18 protein-coding genes are annotated in these 20,417 nt (G+C 61.3%); 12 read left to right on the top strand and 6 right to left on the bottom strand.

What is annotated here, in order from left to right:
* The first annotated feature begins 70 nt into the window (after nucleotides 1–70).
* The 5 genes from BM364_RS01805 (at nucleotide 71) to BM364_RS01785 (ending at nucleotide 6,865) form a co-directional block, all read left to right on the top strand.
* Nucleotides 71–1,873, top strand: a complete 1,803-nt coding sequence (locus BM364_RS01805) for an ATP-binding protein (protein WP_210186368.1) — start codon at nucleotides 71–73, stop codon at nucleotides 1,871–1,873.
* Nucleotides 1,870–3,204: a sigma-54-dependent transcriptional regulator gene (locus BM364_RS01800; protein WP_092420118.1), complete on the top strand. Its 1,335-nt coding sequence runs from the start codon at nucleotides 1,870–1,872 to the stop codon at nucleotides 3,202–3,204. The genes BM364_RS01805 and BM364_RS01800 overlap by 4 nt, the downstream gene beginning before the upstream one ends.
* A gap of 152 nt (nucleotides 3,205–3,356) precedes the next feature.
* Nucleotides 3,357–4,298, top strand: coding sequence for a TAXI family TRAP transporter solute-binding subunit (locus tag BM364_RS01795; protein WP_092420115.1), 942 nt, complete (start codon nucleotides 3,357–3,359; stop codon nucleotides 4,296–4,298).
* Nucleotides 4,299–4,358: 60 nt separating this feature from the next.
* Nucleotides 4,359–6,482: a TRAP transporter permease gene (locus BM364_RS01790; RefSeq protein ID WP_092420112.1), complete on the top strand. Its 2,124-nt coding sequence runs from the start codon at nucleotides 4,359–4,361 to the stop codon at nucleotides 6,480–6,482.
* Nucleotides 6,479–6,865 (top strand): DUF1850 domain-containing protein, encoded by a 387-nt coding sequence (locus tag BM364_RS01785; protein WP_092420109.1) that lies wholly within the window; start codon nucleotides 6,479–6,481, stop codon nucleotides 6,863–6,865. The genes BM364_RS01790 and BM364_RS01785 overlap by 4 nt, the downstream gene beginning before the upstream one ends.
* A 34-nt stretch (nucleotides 6,866–6,899) precedes the next feature.
* Here the strand turns inward: BM364_RS01785 and BM364_RS01780 are convergent, their stop codons facing one another.
* On the bottom strand, nucleotides 6,900–8,123 hold the full coding sequence (locus BM364_RS01780) for a PQQ-dependent sugar dehydrogenase (protein WP_092420106.1): 1,224 nt from the start codon (nucleotides 8,121–8,123) through the stop codon (nucleotides 6,900–6,902).
* Between the two features lie 227 nt (nucleotides 8,124–8,350).
* On the opposite strand from BM364_RS01780, the gene BM364_RS01775 reads away from it, so the two are divergent.
* Complete coding sequence (locus BM364_RS01775) at nucleotides 8,351–9,727, top strand: UDP-glucose dehydrogenase family protein (RefSeq protein WP_092420103.1); 1,377 nt, start codon at nucleotides 8,351–8,353, stop codon at nucleotides 9,725–9,727.
* 3 nt (nucleotides 9,728–9,730) lie between these two features.
* Here the strand turns inward: BM364_RS01775 and rfbC are convergent, their stop codons facing one another.
* From rfbC to BM364_RS01755, 4 genes are all read right to left on the bottom strand, one after another.
* The gene (gene rfbC, locus BM364_RS01770; protein WP_092420100.1) at nucleotides 9,731–10,297 is read right to left on the bottom strand and encodes a dTDP-4-dehydrorhamnose 3,5-epimerase; all 567 of its coding nucleotides are present in this window, start codon (nucleotides 10,295–10,297) and stop codon (nucleotides 9,731–9,733) included.
* Nucleotides 10,272–11,195, bottom strand: a complete 924-nt coding sequence (gene rfbD, locus BM364_RS01765) for a dTDP-4-dehydrorhamnose reductase (protein ID WP_092420097.1) — start codon at nucleotides 11,193–11,195, stop codon at nucleotides 10,272–10,274. Before rfbD ends, rfbC begins: the two co-directional genes overlap by 26 nt.
* 12 nt (nucleotides 11,196–11,207) lie before the next feature.
* On the bottom strand, nucleotides 11,208–11,897 hold the full coding sequence (locus tag BM364_RS01760) for a helix-turn-helix transcriptional regulator (protein WP_175528419.1): 690 nt from the start codon (nucleotides 11,895–11,897) through the stop codon (nucleotides 11,208–11,210).
* Nucleotides 11,898–12,122: 225 nt separating this feature from the next.
* Nucleotides 12,123–13,061, bottom strand: coding sequence for a hypothetical protein (locus tag BM364_RS01755; protein WP_244542738.1), 939 nt, complete (start codon nucleotides 13,059–13,061; stop codon nucleotides 12,123–12,125).
* Between the two features lie 213 nt (nucleotides 13,062–13,274).
* On the opposite strand from BM364_RS01755, the gene BM364_RS01750 reads away from it, so the two are divergent.
* The 6 genes from BM364_RS01750 to BM364_RS01725 are packed head-to-tail and all read left to right on the top strand — an operon-like array spanning nucleotide 13,275 to nucleotide 18,793.
* Nucleotides 13,275–13,778: an acyltransferase gene (locus BM364_RS01750; protein WP_092420091.1), complete on the top strand. Its 504-nt coding sequence runs from the start codon at nucleotides 13,275–13,277 to the stop codon at nucleotides 13,776–13,778.
* Complete coding sequence (locus tag BM364_RS01745) at nucleotides 13,775–14,812, top strand: Gfo/Idh/MocA family protein (RefSeq protein WP_092420088.1); 1,038 nt, start codon at nucleotides 13,775–13,777, stop codon at nucleotides 14,810–14,812. Before BM364_RS01750 ends, BM364_RS01745 begins: the two co-directional genes overlap by 4 nt.
* Nucleotides 14,809–15,915: a DegT/DnrJ/EryC1/StrS family aminotransferase gene (locus BM364_RS01740; protein WP_092420085.1), complete on the top strand. Its 1,107-nt coding sequence runs from the start codon at nucleotides 14,809–14,811 to the stop codon at nucleotides 15,913–15,915. The genes BM364_RS01745 and BM364_RS01740 overlap by 4 nt, the downstream gene beginning before the upstream one ends.
* Nucleotides 15,905–16,612 (top strand): acyltransferase, encoded by a 708-nt coding sequence (locus tag BM364_RS01735; protein ID WP_092420082.1) that lies wholly within the window; start codon nucleotides 15,905–15,907, stop codon nucleotides 16,610–16,612. Before BM364_RS01740 ends, BM364_RS01735 begins: the two co-directional genes overlap by 11 nt.
* A complete protein-coding gene (locus BM364_RS01730) occupies nucleotides 16,605–17,609 on the top strand; it encodes an SDR family NAD(P)-dependent oxidoreductase (RefSeq protein WP_092420079.1) in 1,005 nt (334 codons plus the stop codon). The genes BM364_RS01735 and BM364_RS01730 overlap by 8 nt, the downstream gene beginning before the upstream one ends.
* Entirely contained in the window at nucleotides 17,606–18,793 is a 1,188-nt protein-coding gene (locus tag BM364_RS01725; RefSeq protein WP_092420076.1) for a DegT/DnrJ/EryC1/StrS family aminotransferase, read from the top strand. The genes BM364_RS01730 and BM364_RS01725 overlap by 4 nt, the downstream gene beginning before the upstream one ends.
* Here BM364_RS01725 and BM364_RS01720 read toward each other — a convergent pair.
* A complete protein-coding gene (locus tag BM364_RS01720; RefSeq protein WP_092420073.1) occupies nucleotides 18,709–20,406 on the bottom strand; it encodes a GMC oxidoreductase in 1,698 nt (565 codons plus the stop codon). The two genes, BM364_RS01725 and BM364_RS01720, sit on opposite strands and share 85 nt — an antisense overlap.
* Nucleotides 20,407–20,417 lie beyond the last annotated feature (11 nt).

The following is a 20,417-nucleotide window of genomic DNA, read 5'->3' as shown; positions in this document are numbered from 1 at the left end:
ACCATCCCCCTGTTTTCGCGCTAGTCTTGTGGCGCAGTAAGACAAAAATGCAACTGCATGGGGAGGTGGCGTGGCTCGGCAGTCGCGTTGGAGGTGGCGTTTCGCCTTGGTGGCGGCCGTTCTGGTGGTCGGCTTGGCAGCGCTTGCCTACATGCTTGCGGAAGATGCGGGCATGGATCGTCTTGCCGGGCAATTGCGCGATCGCCTGACGCTGTCGCAGCGGGCAGTCGAAAGCGAAATCGAGCGCTTCGCCTACCTGCCGCAGGTCTTGGGCGAGGACGAACGGATCCTTGAGCTTCTGGCGCACCCGTCCACCAATCGGGTGCGGGAGGTGAACCTTTATCTCCAAACGGTCGCCGGCCATGCCCAGGCGGACGTTGTCTATATCATCGACCCTTCAGGGCTGACGCTATCCTCGTCGAACTGGAGCGAGCCCAGCTCGTTTGTAGGACACAATTACAGCTTTCGCCCCTATTTCGCCGACGCGCTGGTCACCGGAAGAGGCGCCTACTATGCAGTCGGGGTGACGACCGGCGTGCCCGGCTATTTCCTATCGAGTCGCATCGATGGTCCCGAAGGGCCGCTCGGCGTTGCTGTCGTCAAGGTCGATATGTCGCCGCTTGAGCGCGTCTGGGCCGAAGCGGGCGAAATGACTGGCGTCGCCGACGCGTCCGGCATTGTGTTTCTCAGCGGCGTACCGGGCTGGCGTTATCGTCCACTGCACCAGCTGGCCGACATGGATCGTGCCCGGATACTTGCCGAGCGGCGCTATGATGGTATCGATGTCGCGGCGCGCCGGCCCCTTGTCCCTGGCTCTGCAGCAGCCGATCTCACCCGCATCTTTGAAGATGGAGCGCAGGGGCTTGCCCTGAGCACGATCGTGATCGACCCGGAAGGGTGGCACCACTTCAGTGCCTTGCCGCTCGCACCTGTCCGCGAGGAAGCAAGGCTTATTGCCGGCATTGCCGGTCTTTTGAGCCTCGTATGCCTGCTGGCAGGGCTTTACGGCTTTCAGCGGCGGCAACTCACCCGTTTCCGGCTCAATCAAAAGGCGATGCTCGAAGAGCGCGTGGCCGAGCGCACGAGCGCTCTCGGCCGCGAAATCGAGGAGCGAAAGCGCGCCGAGGCAGAACTGCGCAAGACCCAGGATAGCCTGATCCACGCCGCCAAACTCGCCGCCCTTGGCCGCATGTCGGCAGCGATCGTCCACGAAGTGAGCCAGCCGCTGTCCGCGCTCGACAATACCCTGGCAGCAGCAGCCCTGCACGCCCAGCGCGGCGACGAGCCGAAATCCACCGCATCGATCACGACCGGGCGGGACCTGCTCAAACGCATGCAGCGCACCATCAAGCACCTCAAGACCTTCTCTTCGCGCGCCCAGGCGCTGCCCAGCGACCCCATTGCGCTTGCGCAATCGGTTACCGAAGCAATCGAGATCGCAGCACCCAGAGCCAGGGAGCGTGGGGTGACTTTGCGGTTCGAGCCTTGCGAGCTCTCGCCCCTGACTGCAGCCAATGCGGTGCGCATCGAACAGGTCTTCATCAATCTCCTGCTCAACGCCATCGACGCAACGGCCAGCATGGGCAATTCGCAGGTTCTTGTTCGGCTGCAATGGGACGAGACAAGAGCGGCGGTTCACTTTCTCGATTCTGGGCCCGGCATTCCCTCCGAGATTGCCGAACAGATCATCGAGCCCTTCTTCACCACCAAGGCAACAGGCGAAGGTCTGGGGCTCGGGCTCTCGATTTCGCGCGCCATCCTGGAAGATTATGGCGGCTCACTGGTCTTTTCGCCGGCTGCCGGCGGGGGCACCTGCGCAACAGTATGGCTGCCGGCTGCAATTGCCTCCCGCTCCCTGGAGCTAGCGCGATGACCCGGGGCAAAATAGTTTTCATCGATGACGAACCGGACCTCTGCGCGGCAGCAGCCGACTGGCTGGAGGCGAGCGGCTTCAGTATCGAGGTGTTTACCGATCCGCTGGAAGCGTTGCAGACCATAGATGCCGCTAAGACCGAGTGCGTCGTTTCGGATATGCGCATGCCCCGGCTTTCAGGATTGGACCTGCTCTCGCGCCTACAGCACCGCGACCCCGAATTGCCAGTCGTTCTCCTCACAGGTCATGGGGATGTGCCCTTGGCCGTTGAAGCCATGCAGGCCGGCGCCTATCATTTTCTTGAAAAACCCTATGATGCCGAACAGCTGGTGTCCCTTCTCGACAATGCCGTCGAACGGCGGCGATTGAAGCGCGAAATCGAGCGACTACGGGACGAGCCGGCCGATCTGGAGGCTAGGTTGATCGGCACCTCCCCAGCCATCGGCCAAATACGTCGATCGGTCCAGCACCTGGCCGAAATCGACGTCGATGTGCTGATCACCGGGGAGACCGGCACCGGCAAGGAAGTTGTCGCACGCGCCCTCCACGATTTCGGCCGGCGCCGCTCGGCTCCTTTTGTCGCGATCAACTGCGCGGCCATCCCTGAGGCCATCTTCGAGAGCGAATTCTTCGGCCATGAACGCGGCGCCTTCACGGGCGCAGCGAGCTCGCGACAGGGCAGGATCGCATTTGCCGCGGGCGGGACGGTTTTTCTCGACGAGATCGAGTCCATGCCGCTGGGGCTACAGGCCAAACTGCTGCGCGTTATCCAGGAGCGGGTGGTGGAGCCCGTGGGCGCCAATCGACAGATTCCGGTCGATGTGCGTTTCATCGCGGCCACCAAGGTCGACCTCAGAGCTGAAAGCGAGGCTGGGCGGTTTCGCTCCGACCTTTATTTTCGCCTTGCCACCATCGACCTTCCATTGCCGCCCCTGCGCGAGCGGGTGGAGGACATTCCGCTCCTTTTTGCCGTTTTTGCGCGGCGTGCTGCGGAACGACACGGCTTACCCTTGCGTGAGCTTTCGGCGCAAATGAGCTTTGAGCTTCAGCACCAGCACTGGCCCGGCAATGTGCGCGAACTCAAGTCTCTGGCTGAGCGCACGGTGATCGGCTTTGGCGTCTCGGCTCTGGCACCGCTTGCCCGACAAAGCCTGCCTGATCTCGTCGCCCAGTTCGAGGCCGGCATGATCGCTCAAGCATTGGAGCAGACTGACGGAGCGACTGCGGATGCTGCAGATCTGCTCGGCGTGCCAAGGCGCACGCTCAACGAGAAGATCGCGCGATATGGATTGCGTGGCGACCGCAGTCCTGGCGAGTTTCCGCCTGGCTAGAGGCGAGCGGGGCAACAATCCGCCTCAAAGCGCCGAAAAACAACGGCCGCTGGTGGGATTCGTTCTGGCATGGCTCTTGCTCTTCCTTGTTCGGCACGCCGCAACGACCGGCACTCGCCAAAACCTTTGGGAGGATATCCGTGACCAAATTCATGACGCGCTTCGGCGCGACCGCACTGCTTTGTTCCGCTCTCGTTATTCCTGCGGCGCACGGCCAGGAGTTCATCAATGTGCTTACCGGCGGCACTTCGGGCGTCTACTATCCCCTCGGTGTTGCGCTAAGCGAGATCTACGGCGACGGCATCGAAGGGTCGCGCACCCAGGTGCAAGCCACCAAGGCTTCCGTTGAAAATCTCAATCTTCTGGCTCAGGGCCGGGGCGAAATCGCCTTCGCGCTCGGGGATTCCGTTGCGCTTGCCTGGGAAGGCAATGAGGAAGCTGGCTTCCCGCGGCCGCTCGAAAGCTTGCGTGCTATTGCCGCCATTTATCCCAACTACGTGCAGATCGTGGCCGATGCCCAGTCGGGCATTGCGACACTGGAAGATCTTCCCGGCCGCTCCATGTCGGTGGGCGCGCCTGCTTCGGGAACGGAGCTGAACGCCCGGGCGATCTTCGAGGCCGCCGGCTTGAGCTATGAGGATCTAGGCCGGCTCGAATATCTGCCCTATGCGGAATCCGCCGAACTGATCAAAAACCGCCAGTTGGACTCGACCCTGCAATCCGCCGGCCTGGGCGTTGCCTTCATCCAGGATCTGACGGCCACCCACTCGATCAACATCGTGGCCATTCCTGCAGAAATCGTCGAGGCGATCGGCGCCCCCTATGTTCCGGCAACCATCCCCGCAGGGACCTATCGGGGGCAGGATGCTGATGTGCCAACCGCTGCCATCGGCAATATCCTCGTGTCTCATGAAGGAGTGAGCGAAGAAACCGCCTACCAGATGACCAAGCTGATGTTCGAAAATCTCGAGCGCATGCAGGCCGCCCACAGTGCTGCCGCCTCCATCGACATCAACAGGGCTATCGAGGGGCTTCCGATCCCGCTCCACGCCGGCGCCGAGCGCTACTATCGCGAACAGGGCATCATTCAATAAGTCTCTGGCCCGCCGGTTCCGGCGGGCCAGTCACTGCTCTTTTTGGGAGGAAAGAGATTCATGACCCAGTCCGGTGATGTTCGTGCCGACGCCCTGGCGCATCAGGCTGAAGAAGATGTAACCGAAGGCCTGCCGCCCGGTTTTGGAGACGGCATCCCGGGCAAGATCGCCTTCGGTATCGCCATCGCCTTTGCGGTTTTCACTCTCTGGACGGCAGCGTACGGCGCCCTGCCCAGCCAGGTCGTGCGTGCCATGCATGTCGGCTTTCTGCTGCTTCTGACCTTCGCACTCGTGGCCAATCTCGTCGCGAGAACGTTTTTCGGCAAAGTGGTCTTCTGGGCGCTAGGTATCGCCGGCTTCATGACTGGGATCTACAACTGGGTCTTTTATACGGACCTGATCCGGCGTACCGGGTTTTTGACGCATCTCGATCTAGCCGTGGGCACCACCGCCGTGATCCTGGTGTTCGAGGCGGCGCGGCGGGTTCTTGGCTGGCCCCTTGCGGTCATCGCCGCGATGTTTCTTGCCTATTGTTTCTTCGGGCAGCACCTGCCGGCACCGCTCATCCATCGCGGCTACAATTTCGAACTAATCGTCGAGCACTTTGGTTTCGGCACCGAAGGCATCTATGGCACCCCGATCTATGTCTCGGCTGCCTATATCTTCATTTTCGTCGTCTTCGCCGCCTTTCTTGAACGGGCAGGCATGCTCAGGCTCTTCAACGATTTCGCTCTGGGTCTTGTCGGCGGAACGCGCGGTGGTCCGGCTCAGGTCGCTGTTTTATCCTCGGCGCTGATGGGCACCATATCGGGCTCGGGCGTCGCCAATGTCGTTGCGTCAGGCCAGTTCACCATCCCCCTCATGAAGCGTTTCGGCTATCGCTCCGCCTTTGCCGGCGGCGTGGAAGCCACGGCCTCGATGGGCGGGCAGATCATGCCCCCGGTCATGGGCGCAGTCGCCTTCATCATGGCGGAAACGCTCAACGTGCCCTATGCCGCCATTGTCCAGGCGGCCATTATCCCCGCCCTTCTTTATTTCGCAGTCTGCTTCTGGATGGTACGGCTTGAGGCCGCCAAGCTCGGGCTCAAAGGCATGGCAAGGGATCAACTGCCCAATCCCTGGCGCGCCGTGCGAGAACAGTGGCCCCTAATCCTGCCACTCGCGGCCCTCATCTACCTGCTTTTTGCCGGCTATACGCCCGTCTTCGCCGGTACCATGGGCCTGGCTCTCGTTGTCGTCCTGATCCTAGGCACCCCGCTTGCCGCCAGAATTGGACCATTGGCGTTTCGTATCGTCTTTTGGGTAGCACTGGGCTTGGCCGCGGCGTCCTTCACCTGGGCTGGTGTCAACCTGCTCCTGGGCGTCATTGTAGCCCTGATTGCCGCCTGCGCCTTTTTCCGGGGCGGGCGGGAAACACTCGCCATCTGCCGCGATGCTCTCGCACAGGGGGCACGCAATGCCCTGCCGGTGGGGGTTGCCTGTGCTGTCGTGGGCATCGTCATCGGCACCCTGACCCTGACTGGCATCGCTTCGACCTTCATCAGCGCCATTATCAGCGTGGGGGAGAACAATCTCTTTCTTTCGCTGGTGCTCACCATGGTCACTTGCCTCGTTCTCGGCATGGGCATCCCCACCATTCCCAACTACATCATTACCTCGTCCCTGGCCGGTCCGGCTTTGCTTGAGTTGGGTGTGCCCCTGCTCGTCAGCCACATGTTCGTTTTCTACTTCGGCATCATGGCCGACTTGACCCCGCCTGTCGCTCTTGCCTGCTTTGCTGCCGCACCGATCGCCAAATCGAGCGGCCTCAAGATTTCGCTCAACGCGGTCAAGCTCGCCGCTGCCGGCTTCGTAATCCCGTTCATGGCGGTTTTCACCCCTTCGCTGATGCTCCAGGATGGTGGCTGGATGGCTGACGCATTCGGCTACCCGGTGGAAGTGGCCTACGTGATCTTCAAGGCCTGTATAGGCATCGGCCTGTCTGGCGTGGCGCTGATCGGCTTCCTTTTCGTGCGGACCCTGCTCATCGAGCGCCTTCTGTTTCTTGTAGCCGGGATTACGCTGATACTGGCCTTGCCGCTGACCGATGAAATCGGCTTTGTCCTGGGGGCTGGCCTTGTTGGTTTCCAGATCTGGCGCGCGCGCAAAGAAAAGGAAAAGGCGCAACCCGAGGTCACCGCATGAGCCTTTGCATTGCCGCGGGTGGTAATATTCTTGCTCTCGCGGCGACAGCGTTCAGCCTCACCTGGACCCACTCTGTCGAAAAGACCACCTGGGCAGAACACTGGCGCATCGATAACAATGCACTGCAACTTGTCCAAGCAAGTGTCGAGGGCGCCGGCGCGGGCATCGATCTGCCCGAAAACGCAGTTCGTGTTGAGGGTGCGTGGGTCTTCCGGCCTGCACTACCGCCGCTGTCTTCGCTCCAGCTTGCAGCGTCCGGAGCGACGGTATCAGCATGGCGCCTCTGTACCGGCGAGCGCTGCCTTGAACTCGGGGCAGAACCGGGCGATCCGATTACGCTCTGGGCGGCGGACCAATGCGTTTCCGGCAAACCAAGCTCCTGAAAAAAGGGGCTCCCATACAGGAGCCCCTTTCTTTTTAGCTAGCCTGGGTCATCCGCACGATGGTGGATGTGCCGGCCTCTGGGTCCTCGGTGACGGCATAAACGGCACCGTCCGGTCCGACACGTACGTCGCGCACACGTGCGCCAACGGGCACCCGCTCCTCAAAGGCCACGAGGTCGTTGTCGATGTGGAGCACGACGACATCCTGGGTCACAAGACCACCGACGAGAAACGCACCTTCCCAGCCTGGGAATTCAGTGCCCTCGTAGTAAGCCATGCCCGATGGTGCGACGACCGGGTCCCAATAATAGACGGGCTGCTGGGTCTCGGCATTGGCCGTAATACCTTCGCCGATCTGGTCGCCGCTATATTCGACACCATAGGCTACATCGGGCCAGCCGTAGTTGAGCCCAGCTTCAGGCAGGTTGACCTCGTCGCCGCCGGCAGCGCCATGTTCGACGATCCAGAGCCGGCCTTGGCCATCAAGCGTGGCCGACTGCGTATTGCGGTGGCCGAGGCTCCAGATTTCAGGCAAAGCACCCTCAGTGTCGACAAACGGATTGTCTGCGGCAGCATTGCCCTCGGAATCGATCCGGAAGATCTTGCCCAGCCCGCTAGCGAGCTCCTGTGCCTGGGTTCGCACCGGCTGGTCTGAACGCTCGCCCACCGTCACATAGAGATGGCCATCCTCTGTCGGCACGATGCGTGAGCCGAAATGCTTGTCCCCATCATAGCTCGGCTGCTGACGGAAGATCACTTCGACATCTTCGAGCGTTGCACCGCCACTGTCATCAAGCACCAGCGTTGCTGCTGCCACGGCGGTGCCATTGCCGTCCTCGCGCGGTTCCGCGAAGGACATGAAGATGCGGTTCGAGCTTTCGAAATCAGCTGCAAGCGCAACATCCAAGAGACCGCCCTGCCCACGTGCGTCGACCTCCGGCACGCCGGCGATGGGTTCGCTCGCCTCCCCTTCCGGGGTCACAATATGCAGCGCGCCTTCCTTGGCAGTCACGAGCATGCGGCCATCCGGAAGGAACTCCATGGCCCAGAGCTGCGGCAGTCCCTCGGCGATGACCTCCTGCTCCACTTCGGCCAGTGTCTCGGGCTGCGGCGCATTCTTCTGTTCGGGAAAGGCGGGGCTCTGATCGGGCGCATTGGGCGCTGCGGTCGGCACCGGCTCTCCCTGCGCCAAGGCAGGCGCGGACATCAACACAGCGGACAGCATTGTGCCGGCGAGGAGGCGTGAGGTTAGCGTCATGGCAAACTCCAGTCTGAACTTGTCGGATGTGAGCAAAGTCGAGATGAGCGCTGATCGTTGCCCAGAGGCTGATCACTAAAAATTTGGGTGCGCCGTTGTCGCAGGGTACAGCTGCGAGGCCATCTGAGGCTGGCATAGGCGTTCGGAGCTAGTCAGGCCCGACAGCGAAGCGGGCTATATTCCACCTGATCGAGGAGCGCGGCTCCGCGGCACACCGGAGTGCAGCTATGAAACTCTCGCTATTCGGAACCGGCTATGTAGGGCTTGTCACTGGCGCCTGCCTTGCCGATGTGGGCCATGAGGTCGTGTGTCTCGACATCGATGCGGGCAAGATCGAACGCATGCAGCGGGGCGAGTTGCCGGTCTATGAAACAGGCCTCGATAACATCGTCGAGCGCACGGTGCGGATGGGCAGCCTGTCTTTCACCACCGATACGGCGCAAGCCGTCCGCCATGGCGAAGTTCTATTCATTGCGGTCGGCACACCGCCTGATGAGACCGGCGCCGCCGATCTGCGTCATGTGCTCGCCGCGGCAGAGGAGATCGGGCGGCTCATGGAGGCGCCGCGGTTGATCGTCGTCAAATCCACCGTTCCCGTGGGTACCGCTGAAAAGGTGCGCGAAACGATCGCACGCGTTCTGTCGAGCCGCCGATCGGGCTTGGGGTTCGATGTCGTTTCCAATCCCGAATTTCTCAAGGAAGGCGCGGCCGTTTCCGATTTTCTCAAGCCTGACCGGATCGTCGTCGGCGCATCCAGTTCCCAGGCCTGTGAGGTCATGAAGCAACTCTATGAACCTTTCAACCGCAGCCAGGACCGCATGCTCTATATGGATCCTCGATCCGCCGAGCTGACTAAGTATGCCGCCAATGCCATGCTTGCGACCAAAGTCAGTTTCATCAACGAGATGGCCAATCTTGCCGAGCGGCTCGGGGCCGATATCGAACAGGTGCGCAAAGGCATCGGCGCAGATTCCCGCATCGGGCATCAATTCATCTATCCCGGCATCGGCTATGGCGGATCGTGTTTCCCCAAAGACGTTCAGGCGCTCAAGCACACTGCCGAAGACCTTGGCTACGAGGCTCCGCTGATCGAAGCGGTGCATGAGGTCAACGAGCGGCAAAAGCAGCGGCTCTTCACCCAGATCGCAAGTCACTTCGGCGGCGCTGAAAACCTTCGGGGGCGGACGTTCGCGCTTTGGGGCCTGGCCTTCAAGCCTGGCACGAACGACATGCGCGAAGCACCCAGTCGCGTTCTGATCGAAGCGCTCTGGGCAGTGGGTGCACGCATCAGGACCTTCGATCCCGTTGCCATGTCCGAAGCGCGCCGGATCTATGGCGAACGCGAGGATCTGGTTCTTTGCGACAGCAAGTATGGCGCGCTGGACGGGGCGGACGCGCTGGTGCTCTGCACCGAATGGGCCCAGTTCCGCGCCCCGGACTTTGCCGAAATGGGTGAACGGCTGCGGTTCAGGCTGATCTTCGATGGGCGTAACGTCTTTACGCCACAGCGGCTTGTTGAAGACGGCTGGACCTATTTCAGCGTTGGCCGGCGGGCAGTCTATGCTGAGCCGCAGATCATCAGACATGTGGCCGGGATGACCTAGCTTTCAGGCCAGCCGGGCCGGCGCGGAGTTGGTCAGTTCAGCGAAGCCTGGCGCAAGAGCATCCTTGTCGGAGATAATGATCCTGAGGCCTTCGGCTGGCCAGGCGATGCCGATATCCGGATCGTCCCACCTCAAGGCTCGCTCGCTTTCCCTGTGCCAGAACTCGGTGGTTTTGTAGAGCACTTCGGATCCATCCTCGAGGGCCAGAAAGCCATGGGCGAAACCGGGCGGGATCCATAGTTGAAGATGGTTGACGGCACTGAGCTCTACACCGAACCAGCGCCCGAATGTGTCGGACCCATCGCGAAGGTCAACCGCCACATCAAAGACGCGGCCGGCGCTTACCCGGACCAGCTTGCCCTGCGCATAGGGCGGCAGCTGGTAGTGCAGCCCCCGCACGACGCCGGCGCTGCTGATGGATTGATTATCCTGGGCGAAATAGGCCGAAGTTCCTGTCGCTTCAGCAAATGCGAGGGCATTGAAGCTCTCGAAGAACGCGCCGCGATCGTCTTCATGCACCGTAGGCTCGAACAACATGAGGCCATCAGGGTGACAGCGCGTCGACCGCATCACTCTCACTCCTGCTCGGCTGACCGTTCGCGGATTCCATACTCTTGAGGATCGTGTCGCGCACGCCTTCCTGCCAGGGGGGAAATCGAACATCGAGGGCGCGTTGGAGTTTCTTTGTGTCGAGGCGCGAATTGCGCGGACGAAGCGCAGCCTGCCCATAATCGGCTGCAGCGATCGGCTCCAGAGCGCAGTCGAGGGTTTGCCCTTGTTCCCGTGCAGTCTCGTGAATGAACCGCGCATAGTCGTACCAGCTGCACCCGCCCGACGCAGTCAAGTTGTAGATGCCGGAAGCGAGAGGCTCGCCGTCCTCGATGCGATTGAGCGCAAGCACCGTGCTATCGGCAATCAGCGCGGCGCTCGTCGGGGCTCCAACCTGATCGTTGACTACGGACAAGCGCGACCGCTCGGCCAGGAGGCGCAGCATGGTGGACACGAAATTGACGTGCGCGGGTGCGTGCACCCAGCTTGTGCGAAAGATCAGGTGCTCGCCCTTGCGCCTTGCGATGGCCCGCTCCCCGCCAAGCTTGCTCATCCCATAGACATTGAGAGGCGCAGGCATGTCGGTTTCCTTATATGCGCTCTCCTTATGCCCATCGAAGACATAGTCGGTCGAATAGGAGACAACCAAGGGAACGCTCGTCTCGGCAATCTCCCGCACGGCGTCTGTGTTGACCCTATGGGCACTGGTTGCTTCCGTTTCGGCGCGGTCCACGGCAGTCCAGGCCGCGGCGTTTATCACGACATCGGGTTGCGCCGTCTCGATCGCAGCGGCCACATCCCCGGGGACGAGCAGGTCTACATCTTTTCGGGTCAGGCCTGTGACCGGCCAGCGGCGGGGCAGCCTTGCCATCAATGCCGACCCCACCTGCCCCTTGGCGCCGAGAACGAGAACACGCATGATATGTCCCCGCTATCCGGCAGCGCGCAGACTGGCGCCGGCAGGAACGGCATCGCGATAAAAGGCTGCTGCCTCGGTGCGGTTTCGGGCGCCGAGCTTGCTGATGATATTGTGCAGATGGATCTTCACCGTATGCCGGGAAAGATTGAGGTCATTGGCGATCGACTTGTTCTGTAGGCCCCGTTGCACCATTTCGAGCACCTGCATTTCGCGTTTGGTCAGGACCCGCAGCGGCATGGCGATCGGCTGGGCTTCCTCGGGTTCACGCGCGGCCGGTGGGGTGTCCGAGACGTGCTCCATGGCTGCACCGAGAAGGCGTCTCGGGCAATATTCGATACCTTGCAACAGCAGACCCAGAATGGAAAGCGAGATATCGTGGCGCACCTGAATGGGCAAGATGCTGCGGATGATCTGCGAGGTTGCAAGCCGGAGCGCCAGTTCCCTCTCGTCCATCATATCGTCGTGAAGCACAGCGGTCAGCGCCAGCGGATGATAGCGGAAAAGATCGGCGGAGCTGCGCTCGGCATCGGCAATCAAATCGGGATGCAAGATCAAGAGCGAGACCGTGCTTGGGAAGATCCGGATCGCCTGATCGACCTGGGAAACTTCCTCGATCACCGTCCAGGGAAAGGCTTCCTCGGCGGCTTGCTTGAGCGCGGGGGAAACACTGCCCGGAGGCACAACGAAAACAATGGTCCGCATCCGTTCTTCCCCCCGGCGGCCTGGCAGAACACGTCCCGTGAGCATATCCATATAGGTCATTTGCTTGAAATCCCCTCATTGCTGCCACCAAGGCTAGCGGCAGCACGGGATGATCAGCAATTGACCGGAGGGTGAGGTCTAGATGTAGCTAAATGGGCTTAGGGCCTAGACCGCAGGCCATGCGGCGTACGGCGAAAGTGGTAGAACCGGCGCACCTTCCTTGGGCTACCAGGCGACGCAGGTAAGCTCGCTGTAAAGATAGTCGATTGCCGCGGGCTCAGCATCGTCGCTGCGGAACATCTTGGGCCTGTGGCCAGGCAAGAGCCTTGATAGACGCGGCCTGGTGCGCACGAGCCGCATCTCCATGAGGGTAAAGACGATTCCGTGGCGCACAAACAGGTGGCGGAAGAGCTGTGAACGGCAACGCTCAAAGAGCGCGGGATCGCTGACATAGAGAAGCGTGGCAAAGAGCGGCAGGTTCTTGCGCCGATCGCGCCTATAGACGACGTAGCAATAGCGATCCCCCAGCAGCAGCAGCGCGTGTCGGACGGCCTGCGCAGAGAGATGATCATTGAAGATACGCAGATCCGCACCCGTCAGATGAATGGCGATCTCGGCGGGGTCGGTGACGAGGCGCCCGCTAGCCGGGACGAGCAACCAAGCAGGGTTCGGCACAAGTGCCGTCGCAGTGTCGAGCATCTGGAACCCGAGGCGCAGATTGATGGGCCGAACATTCCCGCTCGGGGACAGATCCGTAAAGATATAGCCCGGCTGCGCCAGGATCGCTTTCAAGAGCCGTAGGCTATGGATCCGGTACTCTGGCAGCACGCAGAAGGCAGCGATGTTGCAGAATCGGAGCGGACCATCCTGGCTGGCGCGAAGCGAGTAGAACGCGAGCTGAACGCCCACGATATCGGTTCCCTGGCGCAGCATGAAGCCGTGATTGGGATGCTCTGCCTGCCAACTGGGCACGATCATCTCCGCCCAACTCCGCGCAGCAATACGGCCGTTCAAATTCTGATGGAGAAATAGTCCAACCGCTTCGAGATCGTCTCCCGATATCGGCGAGACAGATACGGCAGGCGACCTAGCCGCGCCCGTCTCGAGCGCCCCATCACGCTGAAAGATTTCGCTGTTGTCTAGCTTGAGGGCTGCAGAGGCCATGGTCGTGCTCGGTCCGATCTCGCCTCCCGGTCACAGGCGCACAGACTGACCAGGTTCCTCCAAAACTCTCGCGCACTCGGCCGATTCTCCATTGCCCAAACCGTCTAGGCCATCAGGGCTAACAACAAGCATCCCGGCGCCCACTAGTCTTTGGTCATGGCAAGGTCACCCAACCCTCTGCCCGAGAACAACCAGGCTCTGAGGGCGCGAGCGATGATCAAGGACGTCGTCTTGGGAAAGGATGTGGTGCTTTACCATCCGGACCTGATCAATCTTTATGGCTGCACCATTGGAGAGGGAACACGCATCGGCACCTTCGTCGAGATCCAGCGCGGCGTGACCATCGGCGAAGGGTGCAAGATTTCGAGCCATTGTTTCATCTGCGAGGGCGTGGAGATCGAGAATGGCGTCTTCCTCGGCCATGGCGTGATGTTCACCAATGACCGCTATCCGCGCGCCCAGACAGCAGACGGCCAGATGCAAAGTGCCGAGGACTGGACGCTGGAGCCGACGCGGGTGTGCAAAGGCGCGTCGATCGGCAGCAATGTTACCATATTGCCGGGCCTGACCATTGGGGAGAATGCCATGATCGGTGCCGGCGCCGTTGTCACCCGGGACGTTCCCGCTGGCGCCACCATGGCGGGCGTGCCGGCGCGCATAGTTGTCTCCAAGGCAAGTGAGCCGATTGCCCGCATGGCAGCGGGGGCCGGATCATGATCGGCGTTGGCGTTGTTGGCTACGGTTATTGGGGTCCCAACCTCGTCCGCAATCTTTGCGACTTGCCAGAGGTGCAGTTGCGCTGGATCTGCGATCTTCAGACCGAACGTCTGGCGGGGGTCCGGCGGCGCTATCCTTCGGTGGAGATCACAGAGGACTTTCAGACCTTGCTCGCCGACCGGCAGGTCGATGCGATTGCCATAGCGACCCCGGTTGCGACCCACTACAGTCTCGCCATGCAGGCTTTGAAAGCTGGCAAGCACGTCTTTGTCGAAAAGCCTCTGGCCGACAGCGCCGACAAGGCTCAGCGGCTGGTCGAGGAGGCTGAACGCCGGGGTCTGATCCTGGCGGTGGATCACACCTTCATCCACACCGGCGCCGTACGCAAGATGCGCGATATCGTCCAGTCCTCGCTCGGGCAGATCTACTACTACGATTCCGTCCGCATCAATCTGGGGCTCTTCCAGCACGATGTGAACGTCATCTGGGACCTCGCCGTGCACGACCTGGCGATCATGGATTATGTGCTGCCGCAAAAACCAATTGCGGTTAGTGCGACCGGCATGGGCCATGTCGAAGGCGAGCCGGAAAACATGGCCTATCTCACCCTTTATTTCCCGGGCCGCATGCTCGCTCATATACACGTCAACTGGCTTGCCCCGGTCAAGGTCAGGCGCACCCTTGTGGGTGGAAGCGACAAGATGATCGTCTATGACGATCTTGAACCGAGCGAGAAGATCAAGGTCTACGACAAGGGGATTACCCTCTCCTCGCCTCCCGCACGTCGCGGCGAAAAGTTCCGCCAGATGCAGATCGGCTATCGCACGGGCGACATGAGCGCACCCCAACTCGATATGACCGAAGCCCTTTCGCGCGAGCTGCGCGAATTTGTCGCCGCCATCGACAAGGGCATACCGCCGCTCGCCGACGGCCAGGCCGGTCTGCGCATCGTGCGTATGCTCGAAGCGGCCACCCTTTCCCTTAGCAGGCAGGGTGCTGCAGTCGAACTCCAACCAGAACGGGTACCCGCATGATCCCCCTTCTCGACATTCAGGCCCAGTACAAGCAAATCGGCGCGGAAATCGAGGCCAGCGTTGTCGATGTATTGCGCTCGGGTCGCTACATTCTGGGCGAGGCCGTTGAAGCTTTCGAACACGATTTTGCGGCCTTTTGCGGCACGCGGCACGCCATCGCGGTCAATACCGGCACCAGCGCGTTGCATCTTTCGCTGCTTGCTGCGGGGATCGGCCGGGGCGATGAAGTCATCACCACTCCCTTCACCTTCGTGGCAACGGTTGCGGCCATTCTCTATGCCGGCGCTCGTCCCGTTCTGGTCGATATCGATCCGCTGACCATGAACCTGGATCCAGCCAAGGTCGAAGCGGCCATTTCTCCGGCTACCAAGGCCATCATCCCGGTGCACCTTTATGGTCAGATGTGCGACATGGTGCCCTTGCTCAAGCTGGCCGACAGGTTCGGGCTGGTTGTCATCGAAGATGCCTGTCAGGCTCACGGCGCCGAATACAATGGCAGCCGCGCGGGGAGCCTCGGGCTAGCCGGCGCGTTCAGCTTCTATCCCGGCAAGAATCTCGGTGCCTGCGGAGAAGGTGGCGTGCTCGTCACCAACAACGACACCGTCGCCAAGGCGGCCCGCTGCCTGCGCGATTGGGGCCAGGAAGAGCGGTACAATCACATCGCTCAAGGCTTCAACTATCGCATGGACGCCATTCAAGGCGCCGTTCTGGGCGTAAAGCTGCGCTATCTCGAAGACTGGACCGAACAGCGTCGGCAGCATGCGGCGCATTACGACCGGCTTCTTTCTGGCATCGAAACGATAGAGCTACCCCATGTGGCTGCGCGGCGGCGCCATGTCTACCACGTCTATGCCATCCGCTCGCCCACACGATCCAGGCTGCGCGAGGATCTCGCCGCCCAAGGGGTTCAGACCGGACTTCACTACCCGATTCCGGTCCACCTACAGCGTGCCTACGCAAATCTTGGCTACAAGCGCGGCGATTTCCCACTCGCCGAAGAGGCGGCCCAGCAGGTGCTTTCACTTCCCATTTACCCCGAGCTGACGCCCCGGCAGGTCGAAGCGGTGGCGAGCGCCATCTCCAGTGATGTCCATGTCCACTGAGGCGCGATCCGAAGGCCGCATCGTTGCCGCCATACATGGGCGCTCCGCTGCCGAGCCGCCAGGCTACGAGGCCGGCCTTATCGCAGCGCTGCGCCGCGACTATGGTCCAGAGGGGCTGATCGTACTCTATGGCCGTTTCGCGCAAGGGGATGGCATGATCGACGCCTTAATGCGTCGAGCCATCGTCTCGGCCGGTGCGCGGGAGTGCGGAGCCGGACTCAAGGTCGGCAGCGGCGCCGCTTTTCGCCATGTCGAGACCTTCGAGATCGGCGACAACGTCTTCATCGGGGCTCAGGCCAACATCCAGGGACGATATGACGGTACATGCCGGATCGGCCGTGGCAGCTGGATCGGCCCACAGGCCTTTCTCGACGCCCGCGACCTGACTATGGGCGAGCACGTGGGCTGGGGCCCGGGCGCGAAACTACTCGGATCGGCTCACGTGGCCGAGCCCATCGATCGTCCGATCATTGAAACGGACCTGCATGTCCGTCCGGTTCGCATCGGCGATTGGGCCGACATCGGAACCAACGCGGTTATTCTGCCCGGGGTGACGATCGGCAAGGGCGCGATCATCGGCGCAGGGGCGGTGGTGACCAGCGATGTCGCACCATTTTCCGTCGTCGCCGGCGTTCCGGCAAGATTTCTGCGCTGGCGAAACAATACCGATCAAGGGGAGGTAAGACAGCATGGGTGAGCGCATTCTTGTGACGGGTGGAGCCGGGTTTATCGGCTCCGAACTTGTCTCCCAACTTGTTGCTGAAGGGCACGAGGTGATCGTGGCCGACAATCTAGTCAACGGCAAACGCGCTAATCTCGATCATCTCGAGGGCACCCGTTGCACACTCGCGGTGGTCGACATTCGCGATCAGCAAGCCATGGCATCGCTGATGAAGGGCGTTTCGATCGTTTATCATCTGGCTTGCCTGGGAGTCCGGCACAGCCTTCATGACCCGCTCGCCAACCACGACGTCAACGCCACCGGCAGCCTCACGGTTCTTGAAGCGGCCCGTCGCGCGGGCGTGCCCCGCTTCGTGTATGTCTCGAGTTCGGAGGTCTACGGCACGGCGCGCTACGCTCCGATGAGCGAAGACCACCCCACCTTCCCCATGACCGTTTATGGCGGCGGCAAGCTCGCTGGCGAATGTTATGCACGCGCGCTTCATCGGGTGCACGGCTACCCCACAGTTGTCGTACGCCCATTCAACAGCTTCGGCCAACGCAGCCACCACGAGGGTGACAGCGGCGAAGTCATTCCCAAATTCATGCTCAGGGCCATGGCGGGACGGGAAATGGTCATCTTCGGCGATGGTGCGCAAACCCGGGATTTCACCCATGTCAGCGATACAGCGCGTGGCATTCGCCTCGCCGGCATGAGTGAAGCGGCCATCGGCCAAACGATCAATCTCGGTCAGGGCAGCGAGATCAGCATGAACGCACTGGCGAGTGCAATCGCTCTTGCCGTGGGCCGGCCCGATGCGCCCGTGTGCTACGATTCCCCCCGACCCGGAGATGTCTTGCGGCTCATCGCCGACAGCAGCCTGGCGCGAGACATTCTGGGCTTTGTACCGCAGGTCTCTCTCAAGGACGGGCTACGCCAGCTCCACCGCTGGTATCTGGCAGGGCATGTTCCGGCCGAGCGGTTGCTCCACGACGAACACACGCACAACTGGACCGTGGAGCATGCCGCATGAGCCACCATTTTCGCAGTATTCCCTTAGCCATGCCGGTTCTGGGCGAGGCAGAGGTGGAAGCAGCCGCGCGGGTCATCCGCTCGGGATGGATCACCCAGGGGCCGGAGGTCGCCGCCTTTGAGCACGAATTCGCCCAAAAGGTAGGCGCGCCCTACGCCTGTGCCGTATCTAACTGCACCACCGCACTGCACCTGGCGCTACTCGCAGTCGGCGTGGGACCGGGCGATGAGGTCATCACCGTCAGCCACAGCTTCATCGCGACGGTCAATGTCATACGCCAATGCGGCGCACTGCCTGTCTTCGTCGATATCGAGCCTAACGTCTACAATATCGACCCCCTGCTGATCGAAGAGGCGATCGGTCCGCGCACCAAGGCCATCCTCTGCGTCCACCAGTTGGGCATGCCGTGCAACATGGCCTCGATCATGGAGATAGCACGCACCCGCAGGTTGCCGGTGATCGAAGACGCTGCCTGCGCTGCCGGGAGCAGCATCGTCTGGCAAGGCCAGAACCTGGCTGTTGGCGCACCGATCGGGGACATAGCATGTTTCTCCTTTCATCCCCGCAAAATCATTTCGACCGGCGACGGCGGCATGCTGACCACTGCAAATGCGCAATATGACCAGTTGTTTCGGCTCTGGCGTCAACATGGCATGTCCGTTTCGGACCGGGATCGGCATGGATCGAGTTCGGTGATTTTCGAGACCTATGTCTCTGTCGGCTATAATTACCGGATGACCGATATCCAGGCGGCCATAGGACGCGAGCAGTTGCTTCGGCTCGACGAGATCGTGACCAGGCGTCGGCAGATCGCCGAACTTTACGAGCAGCATCTCGACGATGTGCCGGACCTGCAATTGCCGGTGGAGCCCTCCTGGGCCCGGAGCAACTGGCAAAGCTTCTGCGTCCAGCTGCCGCGCCGTGTTGATCAGCGCCATATCATGCAAACCTTGCTCGACCAGGGCATTTCGACCCGGCGGGGGGTCATGAATGCCCATCGGGAGCCCGCCTATGCCGCCCCTGGGAGCGCTCGGATCGGGAGTGCGCTTACCCGATCCGAATATGCGCAGGATCACACCATCATGCTCCCCATCTGGGCTCAGATGGGAGAGGAAGATGTGGCGCTCGTTGCCGAAGCACTGATGGGGGCCATGGCATCAGCCAGAATATCGGAACCCGCGTAAGACACACCGAAAGCTGCCTTGGGGCTCCGGCTTCTGGCCAGGAGCCCATCGGCGTGGCGCAGCGCCAGTTCGAGAATTGTCAGCGTAGGGTTGGCACTGCCCGCCGTGGGAAACACAGCGGCGCTGGCGACACTGAGATTGGGAACATCGTGGCAAAAAAGATCCGGTCTTACAACGGATTGGGCGGGATCAGTGCCCATGCGTGCACTGCCTGATGGATGAGCATAGGCCTCCGCCCGATCGGTGAAGGCCATGTCCCCGTCAGCTTCATCGACATGCCAATCGAGCGGGCAAGCCTGATCAAGTCCTTGACGCGCCCAGTAAGCGCGTAGTCGTCCGGCCACGGCGCGGAACGTAGACTCGTCGGCCTCTCTCGGGCGCCAGTCGAGCCCGGCCTTTGGCATCCCAAGGGCGTCGGTCTCTTGGGCAAGCATGATGCGGTTTTCATAATGTGGCATTTGCTCGACGGCAATCTGCAGGCCAAGCCGCACATCGTCGGGCATGAACACCTGCTGCCGGACAACGCGCCAATAGGCAGAGCGCATGACAAGCGGCAGTTCAAGCGCAAGCGCTGCAGTTTCCTTCAGACTGATTTGCCCGCGCTGCAGGCTGCGCGCCATCGTCTTGATATGGGAGAGCTTGCTGGCGGAAAGATCCATGGCAGCATAAACAAAGGCGCTCGATACCCCGGTTTGACGCTGCGCCTCCTGAGAAAAATCGAGGTGCAGGCTCCGCCGGGTGCCATGGGTGAAATGATAGCCGAAAAGACGATTGCTTTCCGCCTTGTTGCGGCGTCCGATCGTTGCCACTTCGGCCTTGAGGTGGTCCTGAAAATATCGCCCGAGCACACGCGTACGAGCGAAGGCATGCTCATCGGACTGACGGTCGAGCCACAGCAGCAGCCGCGTCGTCTCGATGGTTCCAGCCGCGAGGATGAACTGTTCCGCACGCACCCGCAGGCTTCTTCCGGCAAGCCCCCTCGCCACCACGCCCTGCAATCGGCCCGACTGCCGATCGAGATCGAAAGCGGTCACCGTTGCCCCGAGCCACACCTCAAGCGTATCGAGGCGCTTGAGTGCCGATCGCCACAGTGTCGCAAGATTGCAGCGCCTGAACGAAACCCACTTGGCGAGCCGTCCAGCGAAATCCGGGTCGTCGGCAGGGAAATCGCCATCTAGCCCTACAGTTTCGAGAGATACGCCCGAAAACGCTCCTTGGGTTATCCCGAAGATAGACTCGACATCTTGTTGGTAACGTTCAAGCTCCCGGTAAATGAGTGGCCAGGCGGCCAGACCAAGATGCCTACGCTCCTCGGTATCGCTGGCATAGATGGGCACCAGCCGCCCCCCCCAACGCGAGGAAGAGCCGCCAAGGCTGCGATAACGACCATCCATGGCGCGCGAGTAATGCCCCTGGAAATCGACTATTCTGTTGAGTTCTTGGCTCGCGCTATCAACGCCGTCTTGACCGCTCTCAAGTACGACAACGCGACGACCGCCTTCCGCGAGCCGTCTCGCCACGATCAAACCGGCCATGCCGCCGCCAATCACGCAGAATTCGGCAGTAACGCAGGTCACTTCGCTCGAAGTTGAAGACAGTTTCTCGATAGACATGACGTGTCTCA

The sequence above is a fragment of the Devosia crocina genome (assembly GCF_900116545.1).
Classification (GTDB): domain Bacteria; phylum Pseudomonadota; class Alphaproteobacteria; order Rhizobiales; family Devosiaceae; genus Devosia; species Devosia crocina.
Note: the sequence above shows the minus strand (reverse complement) of the source record. Positions and strands in the feature narration are given on the sequence as shown.

Coding starts and splice junctions, on each gene's coding strand:
- BM364_RS01780 (WP_092420106.1), bottom strand. CDS start 8,123: ATGACGCTAACCTCACGCCTCCTCGCCGGCACAATGCTGTCCGCTGTG.
- BM364_RS01795 (WP_092420115.1), top strand. CDS start 3,357: ATGACGCGCTTCGGCGCGACCGCACTGCTTTGTTCCGCTCTCGTTATT.
- BM364_RS01800 (WP_092420118.1), top strand. CDS start 1,870: ATGACCCGGGGCAAAATAGTTTTCATCGATGACGAACCGGACCTCTGC.
- BM364_RS01745 (WP_092420088.1), top strand. CDS start 13,775: ATGATCGGCGTTGGCGTTGTTGGCTACGGTTATTGGGGTCCCAACCTC.
- BM364_RS01750 (WP_092420091.1), top strand. CDS start 13,275: ATGATCAAGGACGTCGTCTTGGGAAAGGATGTGGTGCTTTACCATCCG.
- BM364_RS01720 (WP_092420073.1), bottom strand. CDS start 20,406: ATGTCTATCGAGAAACTGTCTTCAACTTCGAGCGAAGTGACCTGCGTT.
- BM364_RS01755 (WP_244542738.1), bottom strand. CDS start 13,061: ATGGCCTCTGCAGCCCTCAAGCTAGACAACAGCGAAATCTTTCAGCGT.
- BM364_RS01785 (WP_092420109.1), top strand. CDS start 6,479: ATGAGCCTTTGCATTGCCGCGGGTGGTAATATTCTTGCTCTCGCGGCG.
- BM364_RS01730 (WP_092420079.1), top strand. CDS start 16,605: ATGGGTGAGCGCATTCTTGTGACGGGTGGAGCCGGGTTTATCGGCTCC.
- BM364_RS01740 (WP_092420085.1), top strand. CDS start 14,809: ATGATCCCCCTTCTCGACATTCAGGCCCAGTACAAGCAAATCGGCGCG.
- BM364_RS01775 (WP_092420103.1), top strand. CDS start 8,351: ATGAAACTCTCGCTATTCGGAACCGGCTATGTAGGGCTTGTCACTGGC.
- BM364_RS01735 (WP_092420082.1), top strand. CDS start 15,905: ATGTCCACTGAGGCGCGATCCGAAGGCCGCATCGTTGCCGCCATACAT.
- BM364_RS01790 (WP_092420112.1), top strand. CDS start 4,359: ATGACCCAGTCCGGTGATGTTCGTGCCGACGCCCTGGCGCATCAGGCT.
- rfbD (WP_092420097.1), bottom strand. CDS start 11,195: ATGCGTGTTCTCGTTCTCGGCGCCAAGGGGCAGGTGGGGTCGGCATTG.
- rfbC (WP_092420100.1), bottom strand. CDS start 10,297: ATGCGGTCGACGCGCTGTCACCCTGATGGCCTCATGTTGTTCGAGCCT.
- BM364_RS01760 (WP_175528419.1), bottom strand. CDS start 11,897: ATGCGGACCATTGTTTTCGTTGTGCCTCCGGGCAGTGTTTCCCCCGCG.
- BM364_RS01725 (WP_092420076.1), top strand. CDS start 17,606: ATGAGCCACCATTTTCGCAGTATTCCCTTAGCCATGCCGGTTCTGGGC.